The organism is Streptomyces sp. NPDC051180 (assembly GCF_040689545.1).
In the GTDB taxonomy this organism is placed as follows: domain Bacteria; phylum Actinomycetota; class Actinomycetes; order Streptomycetales; family Streptomycetaceae; genus Streptomyces.
The window spans coordinates 204,094-223,895 of record NZ_JBFBBC010000005.1 but is presented as its reverse complement, the minus strand read 5'-3'; the positions used below and the strand labels follow the sequence as shown (position 1 = coordinate 223,895).

General features: G+C 73.2%; 21 protein-coding genes and 1 tRNA gene. 7 read left to right on the top strand and 15 right to left on the bottom strand.

Annotation, left to right across the window (positions count from 1 at the left end):
• Positions 1–62: 62 nt before the first annotated feature.
• Positions 63–144, bottom strand: a tRNA-Tyr gene (locus tag AB0424_RS12295).
• Between the two features lie 170 nt (positions 145–314).
• Here AB0424_RS12295 and AB0424_RS12290 point away from each other — a divergent pair.
• The 4 genes from AB0424_RS12290 to AB0424_RS12275 all read left to right on the top strand — a co-directional run bounded on the left by AB0424_RS12290 (position 315) and on the right by AB0424_RS12275 (position 3,285).
• The gene (locus AB0424_RS12290; protein ID WP_366304495.1) at positions 315–806 is read left to right on the top strand and encodes a YajQ family cyclic di-GMP-binding protein; all 492 of its coding nucleotides are present in this window, start codon (positions 315–317) and stop codon (positions 804–806) included.
• 106 nt (positions 807–912) lie between these two features.
• Positions 913–1,410, top strand: a complete 498-nt coding sequence (locus tag AB0424_RS12285; protein WP_366304493.1) for a methylated-DNA--[protein]-cysteine S-methyltransferase — start codon at positions 913–915, stop codon at positions 1,408–1,410.
• Positions 1,407–2,036, top strand: a complete 630-nt coding sequence (locus AB0424_RS12280) for an alpha-ketoglutarate-dependent dioxygenase AlkB (RefSeq protein ID WP_366304491.1) — start codon at positions 1,407–1,409, stop codon at positions 2,034–2,036. The genes AB0424_RS12285 and AB0424_RS12280 overlap by 4 nt, the downstream gene beginning before the upstream one ends.
• A 10-nt stretch (positions 2,037–2,046) precedes the next feature.
• Positions 2,047–3,285, top strand: a complete 1,239-nt coding sequence (locus tag AB0424_RS12275) for an amino acid permease (protein ID WP_366304489.1) — start codon at positions 2,047–2,049, stop codon at positions 3,283–3,285.
• Here the strand turns inward: AB0424_RS12275 and AB0424_RS12270 are convergent.
• From AB0424_RS12270 to AB0424_RS12205, 14 genes are all read right to left on the bottom strand, one after another.
• Positions 3,251–4,270: a hypothetical protein gene (locus AB0424_RS12270; RefSeq protein WP_366304488.1), complete on the bottom strand. Its 1,020-nt coding sequence runs from the start codon at positions 4,268–4,270 to the stop codon at positions 3,251–3,253. The genes AB0424_RS12275 and AB0424_RS12270 overlap by 35 nt on opposite strands.
• Before the next feature lie 7 nt (positions 4,271–4,277).
• Positions 4,278–4,673, bottom strand: a complete 396-nt coding sequence (locus AB0424_RS12265) for a YccF domain-containing protein (protein ID WP_366304486.1) — start codon at positions 4,671–4,673, stop codon at positions 4,278–4,280.
• Entirely contained in the window at positions 4,670–5,533 is an 864-nt protein-coding gene (gene htpX, locus AB0424_RS12260; protein ID WP_366304484.1) for a zinc metalloprotease HtpX, read from the bottom strand. Before htpX ends, AB0424_RS12265 begins: the two co-directional genes overlap by 4 nt.
• A 173-nt stretch (positions 5,534–5,706) precedes the next feature.
• On the bottom strand, positions 5,707–6,162 hold the full coding sequence (gene mscL, locus AB0424_RS12255; RefSeq protein WP_366304482.1) for a large conductance mechanosensitive channel protein MscL: 456 nt from the start codon (positions 6,160–6,162) through the stop codon (positions 5,707–5,709).
• Positions 6,163–6,199: 37 nt separating this feature from the next.
• A complete protein-coding gene (locus tag AB0424_RS12250; protein WP_366304480.1) occupies positions 6,200–7,693 on the bottom strand; it encodes an NADH-quinone oxidoreductase subunit N in 1,494 nt (497 codons plus the stop codon).
• Positions 7,690–9,243, bottom strand: a complete 1,554-nt coding sequence (locus tag AB0424_RS12245; protein ID WP_366304781.1) for an NADH-quinone oxidoreductase subunit M — start codon at positions 9,241–9,243, stop codon at positions 7,690–7,692. Before AB0424_RS12245 ends, AB0424_RS12250 begins: the two co-directional genes overlap by 4 nt.
• A 27-nt stretch (positions 9,244–9,270) precedes the next feature.
• Positions 9,271–11,250, bottom strand: coding sequence for an NADH-quinone oxidoreductase subunit L (locus AB0424_RS12240; RefSeq protein ID WP_366304479.1), 1,980 nt, complete (start codon positions 11,248–11,250; stop codon positions 9,271–9,273).
• Positions 11,247–11,621, bottom strand: coding sequence for an NADH-quinone oxidoreductase subunit NuoK (gene nuoK / locus AB0424_RS12235; RefSeq protein ID WP_366304477.1), 375 nt, complete (start codon positions 11,619–11,621; stop codon positions 11,247–11,249). The genes AB0424_RS12240 and nuoK overlap by 4 nt, the downstream gene beginning before the upstream one ends.
• Positions 11,621–12,175: an NADH-quinone oxidoreductase subunit J gene (locus AB0424_RS12230; RefSeq protein WP_366304475.1), complete on the bottom strand. Its 555-nt coding sequence runs from the start codon at positions 12,173–12,175 to the stop codon at positions 11,621–11,623. Before AB0424_RS12230 ends, nuoK begins: the two co-directional genes overlap by 1 nt.
• Positions 12,172–12,729 carry an NADH-quinone oxidoreductase subunit I gene (locus AB0424_RS12225; RefSeq protein ID WP_366304474.1) on the bottom strand — a complete coding sequence of 186 codons (558 nt, stop codon included), beginning with the start codon at positions 12,727–12,729 and terminating at the stop codon, positions 12,172–12,174. Before AB0424_RS12225 ends, AB0424_RS12230 begins: the two co-directional genes overlap by 4 nt.
• Positions 12,729–13,697 carry a complex I subunit 1 family protein gene (locus AB0424_RS12220; RefSeq protein WP_366304472.1) on the bottom strand — a complete coding sequence of 323 codons (969 nt, stop codon included), beginning with the start codon at positions 13,695–13,697 and terminating at the stop codon, positions 12,729–12,731. The genes AB0424_RS12225 and AB0424_RS12220 overlap by 1 nt, the downstream gene beginning before the upstream one ends.
• Complete coding sequence (locus AB0424_RS12215) at positions 13,694–14,911, bottom strand: NADH-quinone oxidoreductase subunit C (RefSeq protein WP_366304470.1); 1,218 nt, start codon at positions 14,909–14,911, stop codon at positions 13,694–13,696. The genes AB0424_RS12220 and AB0424_RS12215 overlap by 4 nt, the downstream gene beginning before the upstream one ends.
• Positions 14,908–15,483, bottom strand: coding sequence for an NADH-quinone oxidoreductase subunit B family protein (locus AB0424_RS12210; protein ID WP_366304468.1), 576 nt, complete (start codon positions 15,481–15,483; stop codon positions 14,908–14,910). Before AB0424_RS12210 ends, AB0424_RS12215 begins: the two co-directional genes overlap by 4 nt.
• Complete coding sequence (locus tag AB0424_RS12205; protein WP_366304466.1) at positions 15,474–15,902, bottom strand: NADH-quinone oxidoreductase subunit A; 429 nt, start codon at positions 15,900–15,902, stop codon at positions 15,474–15,476. The genes AB0424_RS12210 and AB0424_RS12205 overlap by 10 nt, the downstream gene beginning before the upstream one ends.
• Positions 15,903–16,037: 135 nt before the next feature.
• On the opposite strand from AB0424_RS12205, the gene AB0424_RS12200 reads away from it, so the two are divergent.
• From AB0424_RS12200 to AB0424_RS12190, 3 genes are all read left to right on the top strand, one after another.
• Positions 16,038–17,219: a sensor domain-containing protein gene (locus AB0424_RS12200; RefSeq protein WP_366304464.1), complete on the top strand. Its 1,182-nt coding sequence runs from the start codon at positions 16,038–16,040 to the stop codon at positions 17,217–17,219.
• Between the two features lie 179 nt (positions 17,220–17,398).
• Complete coding sequence (locus AB0424_RS12195; protein WP_366304462.1) at positions 17,399–18,688, top strand: sensor domain-containing protein; 1,290 nt, start codon at positions 17,399–17,401, stop codon at positions 18,686–18,688.
• 171 nt (positions 18,689–18,859) lie between these two features.
• On the top strand, positions 18,860–19,540 hold the full coding sequence (locus AB0424_RS12190; protein ID WP_366304779.1) for a response regulator transcription factor: 681 nt from the start codon (positions 18,860–18,862) through the stop codon (positions 19,538–19,540).
• Positions 19,541–19,802 lie beyond the last annotated feature (262 nt).

Here is a 19,802-nt window from a genome sequence, read left to right as displayed (position 1 = left end):
CACCTTTACACGCAAACGGCCCCTGATCGCGTTTCCGCAGATCAGGGGCCGTTTTTATCGCGTGGCGACGCCAGGATTCGAACCTGGGTAGGCTAAGCCGACGGATTTACAGTCCGCTCCCATTGGCCACTCGGGCACATCGCCATGAGATCGCTGCCGTGGAGCCGCTGTGAGGCGGTGTTCCCTGGCAACGACGTAAACAATACCTGATGCCGGGGGGTGGTCCGCCACCGGGTTGATCAGCGGTGGGGCCGTGGCGAACCCCCTAGGCTTTGGGCTGTACCCCACAGCATCCGAAGAAGGAGCCACGAGTCATGGCCGACTCCAGTTTCGACATCGTGTCCAAGGTCGAGCGGCAGGAGGTCGACAACGCCCTCAACCAGGCCGTGAAGGAGATCTCGCAGCGCTACGACTTCAAGGGAACGAACGCCTCGATCGCGTGGTCGGGCGAGAAGATCCTGATGCAGGCGAGCGGCGAGGAGCGGGTGAAGGCGATCCTCGACATCTTCCAGTCCAAGCTGATCAAGCGGGGCATCTCGCTGAAGTCGCTGGAGGTCGAGGGCGAGCCGCAGCTGTCCGGCAAGGAGTACAAGCTCTTCGCGTCGGTGCAGGAGGGCATCTCCCAGGAGAACGCCAAGAAGGTCGCCAAGGCCATCAGGGACGAGGGTCCGAAGGGCGTCAAGGCGCAGGTGCAGGGCGACGAGCTGCGGGTCAGCTCGAAGAGCCGGGACGACCTGCAGGCCGTGCAGGCGCTGCTCAAGGGCAAGGACTTCGACTTCGCGCTCCAGTTCGTGAACTACCGCTGACCTCGTAGCGGGTCGTGAGGGTCGTGTCCGAATACCGCCAGCCGCGGGTTCGGCGGTCCCCGCACACTGGTCTGAGGAAGACCCGTGCCGGGGAGAGGAACCAGTCATGACCGTGTACGCGTACGTCGACGGCCCCCTGGGCGAGATGCTGCTGGTCGGGCGGCTCGCCGAAGGGGGCCGTGCCGTGCTGCGCTCGCTGTCCCTGCCGGGGCAGAAGGGCGCCGTCGAGGTCGAGGACGGCTGGACGCTCGCGCCGGAGGCGTTCGAGGAGGCCGCCGGGCAGCTGGCCGAGTACTTCGCCGGCCGGCGGGACCGGTTCGACCTGCCGCTCGCGGCCGACGCCGGGACGGAGTTCCAGCGGCGGGTGTGGCGGGCCCTGGAGGAGATCCCGTACGGGACGACGGTGTCGTACGGGGAGATCGCGCGGCGGGTCGGCTCGCCGGGGGCGGGGGTGCGGGCCGTGGGCACCGCGATCGGGCGGAACCCGCTGCTGGTGGTGCGGCCCTGTCACCGGGTGATCGGGGCCGACGGGAGCCTGCGCGGGTACGCGGCGGGGCTGGAGCGCAAGGAGAGGCTGCTCGGCCTCGAAGGGGCCGGGGTGTGACCGAGGGGCTCTTCCCCCGGGAGCGGGCCGAGGTGGCGCCCGGCGCGGTGCACGTGCCGGGGTGGCTTCCGTTCGCGCGCCAGCGGGAGCTGGTGGACGCCTGCCGGGAGTGGGGGCGGGGGCCGGGGGCGTACCGGCGGACCGTGCTGCCGGGCGGAGGCGTCATGTCGGTGGCGTCGCTGTGTCTGGGCCGGCAGTGGGTGCCGTACCGCTATCTCGACGCGGCGGGGCCGGAACTGCCCGGCTGGCTGGCCGCGCTGGGCCGGGAGGCGCTGGTCGAGGCGTACGGCGACCACGGCGGCTTCGCGCCGGACACCGCGCTGGTGAACTTCTACGCGCCGGGGGCGCGGATGGGGATGCACCAGGACCGGGAGGAGCGGTCCGGTGCGCCGGTGGTGTCGCTGAGCCTCGGGGACCGGTGCGTCTTCCGGTTCGGGAACGAGGAGAACCGGGGACGGCCGTACCGGGACGTGGAGTTGTCCTCCGGCGATCTCTTCGTCTTCGGCGGGGACTCGCGGTGGGCGCACCACGGCGTGCCCGTCGTGCACCCGGGGACGGCGGAGCCGGCGCTCGGCCTGGCGGGGCGGCTGAACATCACCCTGAGGGAGACCGGGCTCACCCCTTAGTGTGCGGTCCATGACAGAGGAACTGCGCCGGTCGCTCGGCGTCTTCGACGCCGTCGTGATCGGGCTCGGCGCGATGGTCGGAGCCGGCATCTTCGTCGCGCTCGGACCGGCGGCCGAGGCGGCCGGTTCGGGCGCCGGAGTGCTGTGGGGGCTCGGGGTCGCCGCCGTCGTCGCGTACGCCAACGCCATGGCGTCGGCCCGGCTCGCCGCCCGGTATCCGGCCTCCGGCGGTACTTATATTTATGGTCGCGAACGCCTTGGTTCGTTCTGGGGGTATCTGGCCGGCTGGGCGTTCGTGGTCGGCAAGACGGCCTCCTGCGCGGCGATGGCGCTGACCGTCGGGGCGTACCTCTGGCCGGAGCGGGCCGCTGCGGTGGCGGTCGCGGCGGTGGTGGCCATGACGGCCGTCAACTACGGCGGAGTCCAGAAGTCCGCCCTGGTCACGCGGGTCGTCGTGGCGGTGGTGCTCGCGGTGCTCGCGGCCGTGGCCGCGGTGTCCCTGGGCGCCGGCGGGGCGTCCCGCGCCACCCTCGGCGGGGAGCTCGACGCGGGCGGGGTCCTGCAGGCCGCGGGTTTGCTCTTCTTCGCGTTCGCGGGGTACGCGCGGATCGCCACGCTCGGCGAGGAGGTCCGCGACCCGGCTCGCACGATCCCCCGGGCGGTGCCGGTCGCGCTCGGGATCGCGCTCGCCGTCTACGGGCTGGTCGCGGTGAGCGTGCTCACCGTGCTCGGCCCGCAGGCGCTCGCCCGGTCCGCCGCGCCGCTGGCCGACGCGGTCCGCGCGGCGGGCGCCGGGTGGCTGGTGCCGGCCGTCACCGCGGGCGCGGCGGTCGCGGCGCTCGGCTCGCTGCTCTCGCTGGTCCTCGGGGTGTCCCGGACGACCCTGGCGATGGCCAGGGACGGCTATCTGCCGGCCGCGCTGACGGCCGTGCACCCCCGCTTCCGGGTGCCGCACCGGGCGGAGGTCGCGGTGGGCGCGGTGGTGGCCGTGGTGGCGGCGACGGCGGACGTGCGGGGCGCGATCGGCTTCTCGTCGTTCGGCGTGCTGGTCTACTACGGGATCGCGAACGCCTCCGCGTGGACCCTCGGCGGCCGGAGCCGGCCGCTCGCCGCGCTCGGGCTCGCCGGGTGCGGGGCGCTGGCCTTCGCCCTGCCCCTCGGGTCCGTCCTCGCCGGGTCGGGGGTCGTCGCGGCGGGTGTGGTGGCGTGGGCCGTCAGTCGAGGACGAGCCGTACCCCCGCGGCCGTGAGGCCGTCGACGAACTCCCCGAAGGTGGCCGGGCGGTCCTCGACGTAGGGCAGGACGCCCAGGCAGGCGCGGGCCACGTCGGCACGGTGCCAGACGAGCGTGGCGCCCGCGAGGAGCTCGCCGACGGCCCGGGGCGCTCCGACGGCGAGGGCGCCGCCGGGACCGTGGACGGCCTCCCCCAGGGCGCAGAGGAGGGAGTCCTCGTCGACGACGTCGGCGCCGTCGAGGTGGTACGTGGTGCCGGGGACGATCTCCGGGGCTCCGGCGGACCTGCGGGCGGCCTGGGTGAGCCACTCGCCGCGCGCCGCCCCGGTGAACCGGCGCCAGGTCCCGGGTTCGGCGGGGCGGTCGCCCCGCCACAGCTCCCAGACCTCCCGGACCTGGTGCGGCACGAGGCCCGCCCGGGGGAAGGAGACGGTGAGGTCGACCAGGTCGTGGGCGCGGAGCGAGGCGCCCCAGCGGGTGATGCGGCCGGCGGCGGCCTCGTGGTGGACGCGGCCCACCGTGTCCAGGACCTGGTAGCGGACGGCGTCGAACTCGGCCGCTCCGGCGGCGAGGGCGTCCCGCAGCCCGCCGCGGGGCGAGCAGCCGACGAAGGTGACGTCGGTGTGGGTCCGGTCCGCCGGTTCCGGCGGCGAGACGCGGACGAGGTTCCCGCAGGGCACGGCCGGGGCCCCCGTGTACGACCTGCGGGGGCCCTCGTCCGACTCGACGGTCACGACGTCGCCGCGCGCGCCGAGGACCCGGACGCCGGTGAAGGCCCACGCGAGGCCGTCGGGGGTCTCGACGTGGAGCGTGCCGAGCGGCGCCGTGCCCTCCACGACGGCCTGGGTGACGGCCCGGGCCAGTTCGCCGCGCGGCTCGCAGCCGCGCAGCTCGTGGACGGGGCGCGGGGACGGTACGGGCTCCCCGTACAGGCCGTCGACGTCCTTGCAGAGGGCGACGGCGTACACGCCGGAGACGAGGGCGTACTTCGGTTTCCGCACCGGGGGCTCAGGCCCGGTAGCCGAATGCCTGGTCCGAGGGGACGATCTCCTTGCCGAGCGGCAGCAGGGAGACCGGGATCAGCTTGAAGTTCGCGATGCCGAGCGGGATGCCGATGATCGTGATGCAGAGGGCGATGCCGGTGGTGATGTGGCCGAGGGCGAGCCACCAGCCCGCGAGGATCAGCCACAGGACGTTGCCGACGCAGGAGGGCGCGCCGGCGTCGGGGCGGTCGACGACCGTGTGTCCGAACGGCCAGAGGGCGTAGACGCCGATGCGGAAGGCCGCGAGTCCGAAGGGGATGCCGATGATCGTGATGCAGAGGAGGACTCCCGCGAGCATGTAGCCGAGGAACATCCAGAATCCGCACAGGATCAGCCATATGACGTTGAGGATTGTCTTCACGGTCGTCGACCTGCCATCTGTTCGAGCCGGGCGATGCGCTCGGCCATCGGCGGATGGGTGGAGAACATCTTGGACATGCCCTTTCCGGGCCGGAAGGGGTTCGCGATCATCATGTGGCTCGCGGTCTCGATCCGCGGCTCGGGGGGCAGCGGCAGCTGCTTGGTGCCCGCGTCGAGCTTCCGCAGGGCGCTGGCGAGGGCGAGCGGGTCGCCGGTGAGCTGGGCGCCCGAGGCGTCGGCCTCGTACTCGCGGGAGCGGGAGATGGCGAGCTGGATGACCGAGGCCGCGATCGGGCCGAGGATGAGGATCAGGAGGTAGCCGAGGATGCCCGGGCCGTCGTCGTCGCTGGAGCGGCCGACCGGGATCAGCCAGGCGAAGTTGACCAGGAACATGATCACGGAGGCGAGAGCTCCGGCGACCGAGGAGATGAGGATGTCCCGGTTGTAGACGTGGCTCAGCTCGTGGCCGAGGACGCCCCGCAGCTCGCGCTCGTCGAGGATCGCGAGGATGCCCTCGGTGCAGCACACGGCGGCGTTGCGCGGGTTGCGGCCGGTGGCGAAGGCGTTGGGCGCCTGGGTCGGCGAGATGTAGAGCCGGGGCATGGGCTGGCGGGCCTGGGTCGAGAGCTCGCGCACCATCCGGTAGAGGGCGGGCGCCTCGAACTCGCTGACCGGGCGGGCGCGCATGGCGCGCAGGGCCAGCTTGTCGCTGTTCCAGTACGCGTACGCGTTGGTGCCGAGCGCCACGACGAGCGCGACGATCAGACCCGTACGGCCGAAGAAGCTGCCGATGACGATGATGAGGGCGGAGAGCCCTCCGAGGAGTACGGCGGTCCTCAGCCCGTTGTGCCGGCGGTGCACGGTACGCCCTCCTGGTGGTGCGGCAGGGGAACCCTTCGCTTCGTGGCGGTCCTCCCCCGGACTTCGTCAGGGGGGACCCTCACGTCCAGTGGACCCTCCCGTACAGGTCAACGCCAGGCGGGAGGCGCGGGTTCCCCCGGCCGCACCGGGACGGCCGTGGGCCGTTCGGGTGATCAGCGGGGGGCCGGGACGGCCAGCTTCTCCAGGGTGGTGGCGGTGGGCTCGACCTCGCTGGTGCAGTGGCCGCAGCGGGTGGCGATGGCCGGGATCTCGCTGAAGCAGCGGGGGCAGTCGCGCTTCTCCGACTTGGGGTCGGCGGCCTCGACCTTGACGAACCTGTCCTGGATCTTGGTCATGGGGACGACGATCACGAAGTAGAGGACGGCGGCCGTGATGAGGAAGGCGATGACGGCGGCGATGCCCAGGCCGTACGGGAAGACGGTGCCCTGGATCGTGAAGCTGGCTTCGCTGAAGTCGCCGACGGAGCCGGTGGCGAGACCGATGAGGGGGGTGATGAACGCCTTGCTGAAGCCGGTGACGACGGCCGTGAACGCCGATCCGACGGCCAGACCGATGGCCATCGAGATGACGTTCCCGCGAAGTATGAAGTCCTTGAATCCGTTCAGCACGGGGTGATGCTCCTCGGTGTCTCTCTGTGGGGGGAGGTCAGAACAGGGCCGTCGCCGCGAAGCGGAGGGCGAACTGCGGATAGCCCGACAGCACGACGCCGACGGCGGCGGTCAGCGCGATCGCCAGGGTGACCGGCGCGGGGGCCCGGTGGCGGACGGGGGTGCCTTCCGGGGTGCGGAAGAGCAGGGCCGTCCAGCGCAGGTAGTAGTACAACCCGATCACGACGTTCACGCCCATGATCACGGCGAGCCAGCCCAGGCCCGCGTCGACGGCCGCCGAGAAGACGGTCACCTTCGCGAAGAGGCCGATGATACCCGGGGGCAGTCCGGCCAGGTTCAGGAGGAAGAAGCCGAGCGCGAGGGCGGCCGCGGGGCTCGCGGCGTACAGCCCGCGGTAGTCCGCCAGCCGGTTGCCGGGGTGGGTGCGGGCGACGAGCGTGACGACCGCGAAGGCGCCGAGGTTCACGACGGCGTACATCAGGGCGTACGCGACGGTGGCCCCGACCTGGTCGTCGCCGGAGTACGCGGCGGCGGCGATGGGCACCAGGAGGTAGCCGGCCTGGGCGACGGACGACCAGGCGAGCAGCCGGACCGCGCTCCACGCGCGCGTGGAGACCTGGCGGAGGGCGGCGACGTTGCCGGCGGTCATCGTGACCGCGGCGAGGACGGCGAGCGCCGGGCCCCACACGTCCGCGTACGAGGGGAAGGCGACGACCGTCACCAGGATGAGCCCGGTGAAGCCGACGGCCTTGCCGACCACGGAGAGATAGGCGGCGACGGGCAGCGGGGCGCCGACGTACGTGTCGGGCACCCAGAAGTGGAAGGGGACGGCGGCCGTCTTGAAGGCGAAGCCGACCAGGGTGAGGGCGACGCCGGCCTCGGCGAGCGTCTGCAGCTGGCCGGGGACGTCGTCGAGGCGCTGGGCGATCTCGGTGAGGTGGAGGGTGCCGGTCGCGGCGTACACGAAGCTGACGCCGAGCAGCGTCACGGCGGTCGCCGTGACGGAGGAGAGGAAGAACTTCAGCGCGGCCTCGCCGGACATCCGGTCGCCGCGCCGGAGGCCGACGAGCGCGAAGGCGGGCAGCGAGGCCACCTCCAGGGCGACGACGAGGGTCGCCAGGTCCCGGGAGGCGGGCAGCAGCGCGGCGCCGGCGGCCGAGGACAGCAGCAGGAACCAGTACTCGCCGGCCGGCAGCTTCTCGCGGGTGTCGGCGAGCGAGAGCAGGGCCGTCAGGAGGGCGCCGCCGAGGACGAGCAGCTGGATGACGAGGGTGAACTCGTCGGCGGTGTAGCTGCACGCCGTGACGCGGGTGTCGGCGGTGAGGCAGAAGGTCTCGCGGTCCCCGGCCCGCAGCGGGACGAGCAGCGCGAGGGCGGCGGTGAGGCCGCCGATCGCGGTCCAGCCGAGGAGCTGCTTGCGCTCCTGGGGGACGAAGAGGTCGGCGACGAGGACGGCGAGCGCGACCGCGGCGGTGAGGGTCGGGGGCGCGATCGTGAGCCAGTCGACGGACTGGACGAGCGACGACGTCACTGGGTGCCTCCGGCGAGGAGCTGCTGGACGGCCGGGTCGGTGAGGCCGAGGAGGACGGCGGGCCAGAGTCCGGCGAGGACGGTGAGGGCGACGAGCGGGGTCCAGGCGGCGAACTCGTACCCCTGGACGTCGGCGATCGCCGTCTCCCCCGAGGGCCGCGGGCCGCCCATGCAGACGCGGCGCACGACGAGGAGGAGGTAGGCGGCGGTGAGCAGGGTGCCGAACGCGCCGATCGCCATGAAGGTGAGGAAGGCGGGGCGGCTGAGGCCCTCGGCGGGTTCGAAGGCGCCGAACAGGGCCAGCATCTCGCCCCAGAAGCCGGCCAGGCCGGGCAGTCCGAGGGAGGCGACGGCGGCGAAGGCGAGGAGCGCGCCGAGGCGGGGGGCGCGGCCGTAGAGGGCGGCGCCGGTGGCTCCGGCGAGGGTGTCGAGGTCGGCCGTGCCGTACCGGTCCTTCACTGCGCCGACCAGGAAGAACAGCAGGCCGGTGACGAGGCCGTGGGCGATGTTGGCGAACAGCGCGCCGTTGACGCCGGTGGGGGTCATGGTGGCGATGCCGAGGAGCACGAAGCCCATGTGGCCGACGGAGGAGTACGCGATCAGGCGCTTCAGGTCGCCCTTGCCGCCGGGCCGGACGAGGGCGAGGCAGGCGAGCGATCCGTAGATGATGCCGGCGACCGCGAAGGCGGCGAGGGCGGGCGCGAAGGTCCGCATGCCGTCGGGGGCGATCGGCAGCACGATCCGGACGAAGCCGTACGTGCCCATCTTCAGCAGCACGCCGGCGAGGAGCACCGAGCCGACCGTGGGGGCGGCGGTGTGGGCGTCCGGGAGCCAGCTGTGCAGCGGCCACATCGGGGTCTTCACCGCGAGCCCGACGCCGATCGCGAGGACCGCGATGATCTGCACGGAGGCGGTCAGGCCGCGGCCGTTGTCGGCGGCGAGCGCCACCATGTCGAAGGTGCCGGCCTTCACCCCGATCAGGAGCAGGCCGAGCAGCATGACGACGGAGCCGAGCAGCGTGTAGAGGATGAACTTCCAGGCGGCGGGCCCCCGGCCCCCGCCGCCCCAGCGGGCGATGAGGAAGTACATCGGGACCAGGACCGTCTCGAAGGCCAGGAAGAACAGGACGAGGTCGAGGACGGCGAAGGTGGCGAGGGTGCCGGACTCCAGGACGAGCAGGAGGGCGACGAAGCCCTTGGCGGACGGGCCGGCGGGCATCTTGAAGTAGCTGTACAGCGCGCAGAGGAAGGTCAGCAGCGCGGTCAGCACGAGAAGGGGGAGCGAGATGCCGTCGACGCCGAGGTGGATCCGCACGTCGAGCGCGCCGATCCAGACGACGTCGGTCGTGGCCTGCATCCTCGACGGGTCGTCGTGGTCGAAGCCGAGCGCGAGGACGACGGCGGCCAGCAGGATCACACCGGTGACGGTGACGCCGTGGCGGAGCACGGCCTGGTCGGGCGACGTCCCCTTCAGCCCCGGCGGGGCCGGGAGGAGGGCGGCGGCCGCGCCGAGCAGCGGGCCGGCGACGATCGCCACGAGGAGGAACTGCATCACGGATTCGCTGATATCGATCACGGCTCACGCTCCGGCGGCGGCGTTGGCGAGGGCGACGGCGGCGATCGCCAGGACGACGGAGCCGGCGAGCAGGGCGCTCAGATAGGTCTGGACGTTGCCCGTCTGGGCGCGGCGGACGAGCCAGCCGAGCCCCTTGGCGCCGTCCGCCGCGCCGCGGACGTAGGTGTCGACGACCTCGCGGTCCAGGAAGCGGACCAGGGACGCGGCGGCGAGGACGGGGCGGACGAAGGCGGCCCGGTAGACGGCGTCCAGGTGGAAGCCGTCGGCGGCCGGGCGGTGCAGCGGCCCGAGGAGGGCGCGGCCGGGGTCGGCCGGGTCCCGGGCGGGGTGCGGCAGGCGCAGCGCCTCGGCCTCGACCTGGCCGGCCTCCGCGTCGGGGTGGGCGACGTGCGGGACGGGCGCGGTCACGGGGGTCCTGGCGGCGAGGGTGCGCCAGACCGCGTAGGTGATCACCCCTCCGGCGACGGCGAGGCACGTGCCGAGGACGGCGGTGGTGAGGGTCGGGGTGAGGGCGTTCCCGTCGAACCAGTCGTCGAGGAAGGACGCCGACAGTCCGAAGCCCAGCGAGGGGATCGCGAGCACCCAGAGGACGGCCGTCATGGCGATCGGCTGGCGGCCGTGGTCGGGTGCCTCGGCGCCCCGGCCGCGGAAGGTGCGCAGCCAGAGGCGGAGCGCGTAGGCGGCCGTGAGCAGGGCGGTCAGGAGGCCCGCGACGAGCACGGTCCAGCCGGCCCCGGCGGGGGCGACGTCCCGCTCGCCGAGCGCGGTGTGCTCGGCGGCCACGAGGACGGCCTCCTTGGAGAAGAAGCCGGCGAAGGGCGGGATCGCGGCGAGCGCGAGGAGTGCCACGGTCATCGTCCAGTAGGCGTCCGGGACGCGCTTCGCGAGGCCGCTCATGCGGGACATGGCGGTGAGCGAGTTCGTGCCGGCGGCGTGGATGACGGTGCCGGCGGCGAGGAAGAGCAGCGCCTTGAAGGCGGCGTGGGACAGCAGGTGGAAGACGGCGGCGCCGCGGTCGCCGACGGCGAGGGCACCGGCCATGTAGCCGAGCTGGCCGATGGTCGAGTAGGCGAGGACGCGCTTGATGTCGTCCTGGGCGAGCGCGGCGAGCGCCGAGCCGACCATGGTGATCGCGGCCATCACGGCGAGCACGGTCATCGCGGCGGCCGAGGCGGCGAAGACGGGCAGCAGCCGGGCGGTGAAGTAGATGCCGGCGGCGACCATCGTCGCCGCGTGGATGAGCGCGGAGACGGGGGTGGGGCCGGCCATCGCGTCCGGAAGCCAGGTGTGCAGCGGGAACTGCGCGGACTTGCCGGCGACGCCCGCGAGCAGCAGCAGCGCGATCAGGGTGGGGTGGTCGAGGCCGCCGCTCGCGACGGCGCCGAGGACGCCCGGGATCCGGAAGGTGCCGGCGTCGGTGCCGAGGGCGAAGATACCGATGAGGAAGGGGACGTCGCCGAGCTTGGTGACGAGGAACGCCTTGAGGGAGGCGGAGCGCGCCTCGGGCGTCTCCCAGTAGTGGCCGACGAGGAAGTACGAGCAGATGCCCATGATCTCCCAGCCGACCAGCAGCACCATCAGGTCGCCGGAGTAGACGACGAGGAGCATCGCGGAGGTGAAGAGGGAGACGAGCGCGGCGTAGGAGGGGTAGCGCGGGTCGTCGCGGAGGTAGCCGGTGGAGTAGATCTGCACGCAGGTCGCGACGACGCCGACGAGCACCGCGACGAGGGCGGCGAAGCCGTCGACGTAGAGGCTCAGGTCGATGGGGACGGAGCCGGTCGGCGTGAGCTGGGTGGTGGCCTCGATCGTCTTCCCGCCGCCCTGGCGGACGGCGACGAGGACGGCGAGGACGGCCGCGGCGAGCGGCGGCAGCACGGCGAGCGGGCGGACGAAGCCGGGCGCGGTACGGCCCAGGAGGAGTCCGGCGACGGCGCCGAGGAAGGGCAGGACCGGGACGAGGACGGCCAGGGTCGTGGTGGTCACGCGGTGGCCTCGGCCTTCTCGCCGGTGGGCGTCTCGTCTGCGGGGGCGTCGTCCGGCGCCCCGGGGCGCTCCGCCGTGTCGCGGAGCCGGTCGACGTCGGAGGTGCCCTTGTTGCGGTGCACCATCAGGACGATCGCGAGACCGATGCCGATCTCCGCGGCCGCGATGGCGATGGTGAAGAGGGTGAGGGCCTGGCCCGCGTGCAGGGTGTCGCGGAGCCAGACGTCGAAGGCGACGAGGTTGAGGTTGACGGCGTTGAGCATCAGCTCGACCGACATCAGGACCAGGATCGCGTTGCGGCGGGCGAGGACGCCGTACAGGCCGACGCAGAAGAGCAGGGCGGCGAGGACGGCGGGGTAGGCGAGGTGCATCAGCGCTCCTGCTCCTTCTTCCGGGAGAGGACGATCGCGCCGACCAGCGCCGCGAGGAGGAGCACCGAGAGGGCCTCGAAGGGCAGCACCCAGTGCCGGAAGAGGATCTCGCCGGTGACCTCGGTCGAGCCCTGGACGGCGCCGTCGAGGTCGATCCACGTCGTGCGGAAGGCGTCGACGACCACCCAGACCAGGGCGACGGCGGCGGCGAGGGCGACGGCGAGGGCCACCGGCCGGTTGCCGGAGTCGGCGTCCGGGGAGCGGCCGATCGGCGCCTTGGTGAGCATCAGCCCGAAGAGGAGGAGGACGACGACGGAGCCGACGTAGATCAGAACCTGGACCCAGGCGATGAACTCGGCGGTCAGGAGGAGGTACTCGACGGCGAGGCCGCCGAGCGCCACGACCAGCCAGAGCGCGGCGTGCACGAGCTGCCGGGTGGTGACGGAGACGAGGGCCGCGCCGAGGGTCACGAGGCCGACGAGGACGAAGGCGATCTCGACGCCGGAGGGCGAGAGGAAGCCCTGCGTCTGCTGCGCCGTGGCGGCGAGGGTCACTGCTGGTCCTCCTGGGCCTCGGCCGCGGCGGCCGCGGCGGCGGCCTTCTCCGCGGCCTTGCGGGCGGCGGCGATCTCCTTCGGCTCCTCCGCGCGCGGGTCGAGCGCGGGCGGCTCGGGCACGGTCCACATCCACTCGCGGAGCTTGTCGCGCTCGTGGGTGAGCTCGTGGATGTCGGTCTCCGCGTACTCGAACTCGGGCGACCAGAACAGCGCGTCGAACGGGCACACCTCGATGCAGATCCCGCAGTACATGCAGAGCGAGAAGTCGATGGCGAAGCGGTCGAGGACGTTGCGGCTGCGCTCGCGGCCGCCGGGCGCGGCGGCGGGGACCGTCTCCTTGTGGGAGTCGATGTAGATGCACCAGTCGGGGCACTCGCGGGCGCACAGCATGCAGACCGTGCAGTTCTCCTCGAACAGGCCGATGACGCCGCGCGTGCGGGGCGGCAGCTCGGGCTGGACCTCCGGATACTGCGCGGTGACGTTCTTCCTGGTCATCGTGCGGAGGGTGACGGCGAGGCCCTTGGCCAGGCCGGATCCCGGGATCGGGGCCATTACTGGATCGCCACCTTCACGATGCCGGTGAGTGCGATCTGCGCGAGCGCGAGCGGGACGAGGGTCGTCCAGGCGAGCTTCTGGAGCTGGTCCTCGCGCAGGCGCGGGTAGGTCACCCGCAGCCAGATCACGACGAACGCGAGGACCGCGGTCTTGAGGAGGGTCCACACCCAGCCGAGGCCGTCGCCGCCGAACGGGCCGTGCCAGCCGCCGAGGAACAGGACGGTGGTGAGGCCGCACAGGACGACGATCCCGGCGTACTCGGCGAGCAGGAACAGCGCGAACCGCAGGCCGGTGTACTCCGTGTACGCGCCGAAGATGATCTCCGAGTCGGCGACGGGCATGTCGAACGGGGGCCGCTGGAGCTCCGCGAGCCCCGCGACGAAGAACACCGCGGCGCCGACGATCTGCCACGGCACCCACCACCACTCGAAGGCGTCCAGGACGCCGGGGAGGGAGACGGTGCCGGCGGCCATGGCGACGGACGCGGCGGCGAGCAGCATGGGGAGTTCGTACGCCAGCAGCTGTGCGGCCGTCCGCAGACCGCCGAGCAGCGAGAACTTGTTCGCCGACGCCCAGCCGGCCATCAGGCTGCCGAGCACCCCGACGCCCATCACGGCCAGCGCGAAGAAGACGCCGGCGTCGATCACCTGGCCGACGGCGCCCTCGCCGGGCCCGATCGGGATCACGACGAGCACGAGGAGGTACGGCAGGAGCGCGACGGCCGGCGCGATCTGGAAGACCCGGCGGTCGGCCTCGGCCGGCACCACGTTCTCCTTCTGCGCGAACTTCACGCCGTCCGCGACGAGCTGTGCCCAGCCGTGGAACCCGCCCGCGTACATGGGGCCGAGCCGGCCCTGCATGTGCGCCATGACCTTGTGCTCCGCCTGTCCCACGACGAGCGGCAGCACCAGGAACACCGCGAGCAGGATCACCAGCCGCAGGGCGACGTCGAGTGCGTCATTCACGCGGGATCGCCTCCGGCGGGGTCGGTCGGTTCGGGCTTGTCGGCACGCGGCTCGGGCTCGTCGGCCGGGGGCTCGGGCTGCTCGGCCGGGGGCGCCGCCCGCTCGGCCGAGGGCTCGGGCTTGTCGACCGGGGTCTCCGCCCGCTCGGCCGAGGGCTCGGGCTTGTCGGCCGGGGCGGGGCGGTCGTCGTCGAAGGCCGGGCGGGCGTGGTGCCACGGGGCGTCCGAGCTGCGGGTGCGCGGGGTGGCCGGGGCGGCGTCCTCCGTGCGGGGGGCCTGGCTCGCCGAGCCGTCGGCCGCCGAGCGGCTGCGGCGCGGCGGACGGGCCGCCGGGGTGTCGGCCGCCGGGGTGTCGGCCGCGGGGGCCTGGCTGACCGAGCCCTCCGTCACCGAGCGGGAGCGCCGCGGCGGGCGGGCCGCCGGGGCCGTGCCCGGCTCCGGGGCGTCCGGGGCCTGAGGCGCGGGCGTCTGGCCGGCGGAGCCCTCCGTCACCGAACGGGTGCGGCGCGCCGGACGGGCCGCCGGGGTCTCGGCCGCGGGGGTGTCGGCCGCGGAAGCCTGGCCGGCGGAGCCCTCCGTGACGGAGCGGGTGCGGCGGACGGGGCGGTCGCCGGCGGCGGGCCGGGCGGGGGCCGGGGGGAGCTGGCCCTTCAGCGGGCCCCACTCGTTGGGGTCGGGGACGCCGGGCGGCAGCATCTGGCGGCGCTTGGGGCCGCCCTCGTGGGACTCGCCCGGCTCCTTGGCGCCGGGCCACGCCTTGGCGACGCGGGCGGCGAGGACGAAGTCCTTGCGGAGGGGGTGGCCCTCGAAGTTCTCGGGGAGCAGGAGGGGGACGAGGTGGGGGTGGCCGGTGAAGTCGACGCCGAACATCTCGTGGGTCTCGCGCTCGTGCCAGCCCGCGCCCGCGTAGACGCCGATCGCCGTGGGGAGGACGGGGGCGGAGTGCGGGACGGTCGTGCGCAGGAGGAGGCGGCGGGGGCGGCCTCCGGCGAGCGCGACGACGTGGGCGCAGACGCGGAAGCCGGTGCCCGGCTCGTCGACGGCGCTCAGCCAGTCGAAGTAGGTGCAGCCCAGCGCGTCGCGCGCGGTGGTGAGGGCGGCGATCCAGGAGGCCGGCGGGACGTCGACGGTCAGCAGGTCGTACGCCTGCTCCGCCGTCGCCTCCTCGCCGAAGACCTCCGTCACGGCGTCGGGCAGGGAGTCGTAGCCGCTCATGCGGTGCCTCCCGGCGGCGGGACCAGGGGGCTGGTCAGCTGGGAGACGGAGGCGGCGGTCGCGTACCGCTCGGCCAGGTTCTCCCGCGCGATCTTCTCCTGGAGCTTGAGGATGCCCTGGAGCAGCGCCTCGGGGCGGGGCGGGCAGCCCGGCACGTACACGTCGACGGGGATGATCTGGTCGACGCCCTTGGTGACGGAGTACGAGTCCCAGTAGGGGCCGCCGCAGTTGGAGCAGGCGCCGAAGGAGATGACGTACTTCGGCTCGGGCATCTGCTCGTACAGGCGCTTCACGGCCGGGGCCATCTTGTCCGTCACCGTGCCGGAGACGATCATCAGGTCGGCCTGGCGCGGTCCGGGCGCGAAGGGGATGACGCCGAGCCGGATGAAGTCGTGGCGGGCCATGGACGCGGCGATGAACTCGATCGCGCAGCAGGCGAGGCCGAAGTTGAAGACCCACAGGCTGTAGCGGCGGCCCCAGTTCAGGACCACCTTCATGGGCTCGGGGGCGAGGCGGGCGAGCGGCCCCAGCTTCGGAGCGGGCACGGGGGTGGGCAGGGGTGTTACGTCCATGCCAGGACGCCCTTCCTGTACGCGTAGAGCAGGCCCACGGCGAGGAACCCGAGGAAGACGAACATCTCGACCAGGGTCGTGGCGCCGTAGCCGGGTGCGGCGAAGACCGTCGCCCAGGGGAAGAGGAAGATCGAGTCGACGGCGAAGACGACGTACAGGAAGGCGTAGACGTAGTAGCGGACCTGGGTGTGCGCCCAGCCCTCTCCCACGGGGTCGACGCCGCACTCGTAGGTGAGGAGTTTCTCCGGCGTCGGCACGACGGGCCTGAGCAGCCGGTTGGCCGTGAAGGCCACGGCCACGAAGAGCACGCCGACGACGGCGAGCAGGCCGACGACGGAGTACGTCTGGAAGTAGTCCGCCGCGTCGGCCGCGACAACGGTCGGTTCCCGCACGTCCGCCCCTCGGTCTCGTTGTCTCATGAGTCACTTCTGTACGGACGCGAGTGTAGGCCCTGCTAAAGGGACCGTAAGCAGTCGCGGGTGGGGTTATCCCCCCTCCACCTCACCCACCTCCCCCATGGCGTCGCGCCCTCGCCGACCGGCAGTCTGGGGACCATGAGCGCCGATCTTGAATCCGCCGGGACCCCCGGCTCCGCCGATGCCCCCCGTCCGCCGCTGCGGCTCGCCTACGGCAGGGAGACCTGGAAGGAGATCGCCTTCCTGCTCTCCAATCTCTTCACGGCGCTGGCCGGATTCGTCTACGCGGTGGTGAGCGTCCTGCTCGGCGTCGGGCTCTCGGTGACGGTCATCGGTCTCCCGCTGCTCGCGCTGGGGCTGGGCGGCGCGCGTCTGATCGGCCGGTCGGAGCGGGCGCGGGCCCGCGGCCTGCTGGGGGTGCGGGTCGCCGAGCCGTCCCGGCTGCCGCGGCGCCGCGGCTTCTTCCCGTGGCTGTGGAGCTCGCTGAAGGACCCGGTGGCGTGGCGGACCCAGCTGTACGGGCTGATCCGGCTGCCCTGGGGGATCGTGACGTTCACCGTCGGGCTGGTCTCGCTGCTCGTCCTCTGGCCGGTGCTGCCCTTCCTGGCCCGCGGCCTGTCCAACGCCGACCGCGGCATGGTGCGGGGACTGCTGTCGCCCTCCGACGAGCTGGAGCGGCGGATCGCCGAGCTGGAGTCGGACCGGGGCGTGGTCGTCGACACCGCGGCGGCGGACCTGCGGCGCATCGAGCGGGACCTGCACGACGGCGCGCAGGCCCGGCTCGTCGCCCTGGCGATGGGCCTGGGTCTGGCGAAGGAGAAGCTGCTGGACGACCCGGAGGCGGCCGCGGCGATGGTCGACGAGGCGCACGGCGAGGTGAAGCTCGCCCTCCAGGAGCTGCGGGACCTCGCCCGCGGCATCCATCCCGCCGTCCTCACCGACCGGGGGCTCGGCGCGGCGCTCTCGTCCGTCTCCGCGCGCTGCACGGTGCCGGTGAAGGTGGACGTGGACCTGGCCGAGCGGCCCGCGGAGGCCATCGAGGGCATCGCGTACTTCACGGTCTCGGAGCTGCTGCAGAACGTGTCCAAGCACGCGCGGGCCCGGTCGGCGTCCGTGGACGTGTGGCGGTCGGGCGACCGGCTGATGCTCCGGGTCGGGGACGACGGGGCCGGCGGGGCGCGCCTCGACGGCGGTACGGGGCTCGCGGGGCTCGCGGAGCGGCTCGGCGCCGTCGACGGCCTGCTGGTCCTCGACTCGCCCGAGGGCGGTCCGACGACGGTCACGGCGGAGCTGCCGTGGCGCTCACGCCCGGCCGCGTGACCCGCGTCCCGCGGTCCGCCCCGGGCGCGGGGTAGGGAAAACCCCCGCCCGGAGAGGCCCACCCGCCTCATGGTCCGCGGGACGGCGGAACGGAAGGCTGGAGCACGTACCGCCGGGCCCCTCGGTCCCGGCACCAGGGCACCCGGGCCCACGGCCCCGAGTAGAGAAGGACGACCGCGATGGCCTCCCACCGCCTCCCCGCCGCGATCCGCGCGCCGTTCGAGGCCCGCACCTGGCGCGCCTTCGGTTACGTGCTGGTCGGGCTGCCGCTCGGCGTCTGCTGGTTCGCGCTCTCCGTCGCCTTCGTGTCGGCCGGCGCGGGGCTGCTGATCACCTTCCTCGGGGTGCCGATCCTGGCCGGAGCGCTCGCGATGTGCCGGGGCTTCGGCGTGGTCGAGCGGGCCAGGGCGCGCGGTCTGCTGGGGCTGGACGTGGCCGCTCCGGAGCCGGTGCGGGGCCGGACGGGCGGGGCCTTCTCGTGGATGGGCGCGATGCTGAAGAGCGGCGCCTCGTGGCGGCACCTGCTGTACGCGGTCCTCCACATGCCGTGGGCGGTGTTCTCGTTCTCCGTGGCGGTGGCGCTCTGGGGCTGGGGCTGGGGCCTCTTCACGTATCCGCTGTGGCAGTGGGTCTTCCCCGTGTACGCGGGTCAGGACGGCCTGCAGCTGTACGGCGACGGGACCCACGACTTCTACCTCGACTCGCCCTTCGAGATCGGGGTGACCTGCGCCGTCGGGCTGCTGTTCGTGCTGATGGGGCCGTGGGTGCTGCGCGGGCTCGTGGGCGTGGACCGGCTGCTGGTCTCGGGGCTCCTGGGCCCCTCGCGGCTGGCCTCCCGCGTCACCGAGCTGGAGTCGGACCGGGGCGTGGTCGTCGACACCGCGGCGGCGGACCTGCGGCGCATCGAGCGGGACCTGCACGACGGCGCGCAGGCCCGGCTGGCGGCGCTCGCCATGGACCTGGGGCTGGCGAAGGAGAAGCTGCTGGCGCGGGACCCGGAGGCGGCGGCGGTGCTGGTCGACGAGGCGCACGGCGAGGTGAAGCTGGCGCTGAAGGAGCTGCGGGACCTGGCCCGGGGCATCCACCCGGCGGTCCTCACCGACCGGGGGCTCGACGCGGCGCTCTCCGCGGTCGCCTCCCGCTGCTCGGTGCCCGTCTCGGTCGACGTGGACCTGCCGGCCCGGCCCGTCCCGGCGATCGAGGGCATCGCCTACTTCACCGTCTCGGAGCTGCTGCGCAACGTCACCGAGCACGCGCGGGCGCGGCGGGCGTGGGTGGACGTGTGGCGGGCGGGCGACCGGCTGATGCTCCAGGTGCGCGACGACGGCGTGGGCGGGGCGGCCGTGACCTCCGGGGCGGGGCTGGCGAAGCTCTCGGGGCGGGTGGGCGCGGTGGACGGCGTCCTCGCCGTGGACTCCCCCGAGGGCGGTCCGACGACGGTGACGGTGGAGCTGCCCTGGCGGGCGTAGGGGGTGTCTTGTCGATCAGCCCGGCATGATCGGCAAGACACGCCCCAGGACGGGCGCGCCCCGGCCCGCGGGCCGCGCCGGGGCGGCCGGATCGCCCCCGCGGGGCGGGGGGCGGGTGCGATGCTGAGGTCCTCATCGGAAGATCGGACATGGGGGCTTCACGGCGTGGGTGTGCAAGACGTGGCGGGGCGGGTACGGGTGGTCATCGCCGAGGACTCCGTCCTGCTCAGGGAAGGGCTGACCCGGCTCCTGACCGACCTGGGGCACGAGGTCGTCGCCGGGGTGGGGGACGGTGAGGCGCTGGTCGAGACCGTCGCGGGGCTCGCGGGCGAGGGTGCGCTGCCGGACGTGGTGGTGGCGGACGTGCGGATGCCTCCGACCCACACGGACGAGGGGGTCCGGGCGGCCGTACGGCTCCGCAAGGAGCACCCGGGGCTGGGGGTGCTCGTGCTGTCGCAGTACGTGGAGGAGCAGTACGCCACCGAACTCCTGGCCGGTTCCAGCCGGGGTGTGGGCTATCTGCTGAAGGACCGGGTCGCGGAGGTCCGCGAGTTCGTGGACGCGGTCGTGCGGGTGGCCGGGGGCGGCACGGCCCTGGACCCGGAGGTGGTGCAGCAGTTGCTGGGCCGCAGCCGTCAGCAGGACGTGCTGGCGAACCTGACCCCGCGGGAGCGGGAGGTCCTCGGGCTGATGGCGGAGGGCCGGACGAACTCGGCGATCGCGAAGGCGCTGGTGGTGAGCGACGGCGCGGTGGAGAAGCACATCAGCAATATCTTCCTGAAGCTGGGCCTCTCCCCGAGTGACGGTGATCACCGACGGGTACTTGCGGTGTTGACGTATCTGAAGTCCTGATCATCTGACACTCTGTCAGATAGTCTGACTCTCGACCGGGGATAAGGCGGAATCCGACTTTCCGGAACACTCCGGGTGGCGGCAGAACGTGACAATTCATAGCAAGAGGGCGTCTCAAAAAGAGGTCCGTCATGTGGGAAGTCCCGGGAGGGCCCTCCCTGCCGTCGTAGGGTGGGCCTCGGGACGGACGGTGATCGGCCGACCGCATCCCGAGCCTTCTCCGCCTCCGGCGGAGAGTCCCCTTGCCGCGAGGGAGGTCCAG

Coding starts and splice junctions, on each gene's coding strand:
- AB0424_RS12215 (WP_366304470.1), bottom strand. CDS start 14,911: ATGAGCGGCTACGACTCCCTGCCCGACGCCGTGACGGAGGTCTTCGGC.
- AB0424_RS12290 (WP_366304495.1), top strand. CDS start 315: ATGGCCGACTCCAGTTTCGACATCGTGTCCAAGGTCGAGCGGCAGGAG.
- AB0424_RS12200 (WP_366304464.1), top strand. CDS start 16,038: ATGAGCGCCGATCTTGAATCCGCCGGGACCCCCGGCTCCGCCGATGCC.
- AB0424_RS12210 (WP_366304468.1), bottom strand. CDS start 15,483: ATGGACGTAACACCCCTGCCCACCCCCGTGCCCGCTCCGAAGCTGGGG.
- AB0424_RS12275 (WP_366304489.1), top strand. CDS start 2,047: ATGACAGAGGAACTGCGCCGGTCGCTCGGCGTCTTCGACGCCGTCGTG.
- nuoK (WP_366304477.1), bottom strand. CDS start 11,621: ATGCACCTCGCCTACCCCGCCGTCCTCGCCGCCCTGCTCTTCTGCGTC.
- AB0424_RS12205 (WP_366304466.1), bottom strand. CDS start 15,902: ATGAGACAACGAGACCGAGGGGCGGACGTGCGGGAACCGACCGTTGTC.
- AB0424_RS12195 (WP_366304462.1), top strand. CDS start 17,399: ATGGCCTCCCACCGCCTCCCCGCCGCGATCCGCGCGCCGTTCGAGGCC.
- AB0424_RS12285 (WP_366304493.1), top strand. CDS start 913: ATGACCGTGTACGCGTACGTCGACGGCCCCCTGGGCGAGATGCTGCTG.
- AB0424_RS12225 (WP_366304474.1), bottom strand. CDS start 12,729: ATGGCCCCGATCCCGGGATCCGGCCTGGCCAAGGGCCTCGCCGTCACC.
- AB0424_RS12245 (WP_366304781.1), bottom strand. CDS start 9,243: ATGCAGTTCCTCCTCGTGGCGATCGTCGCCGGCCCGCTGCTCGGCGCG.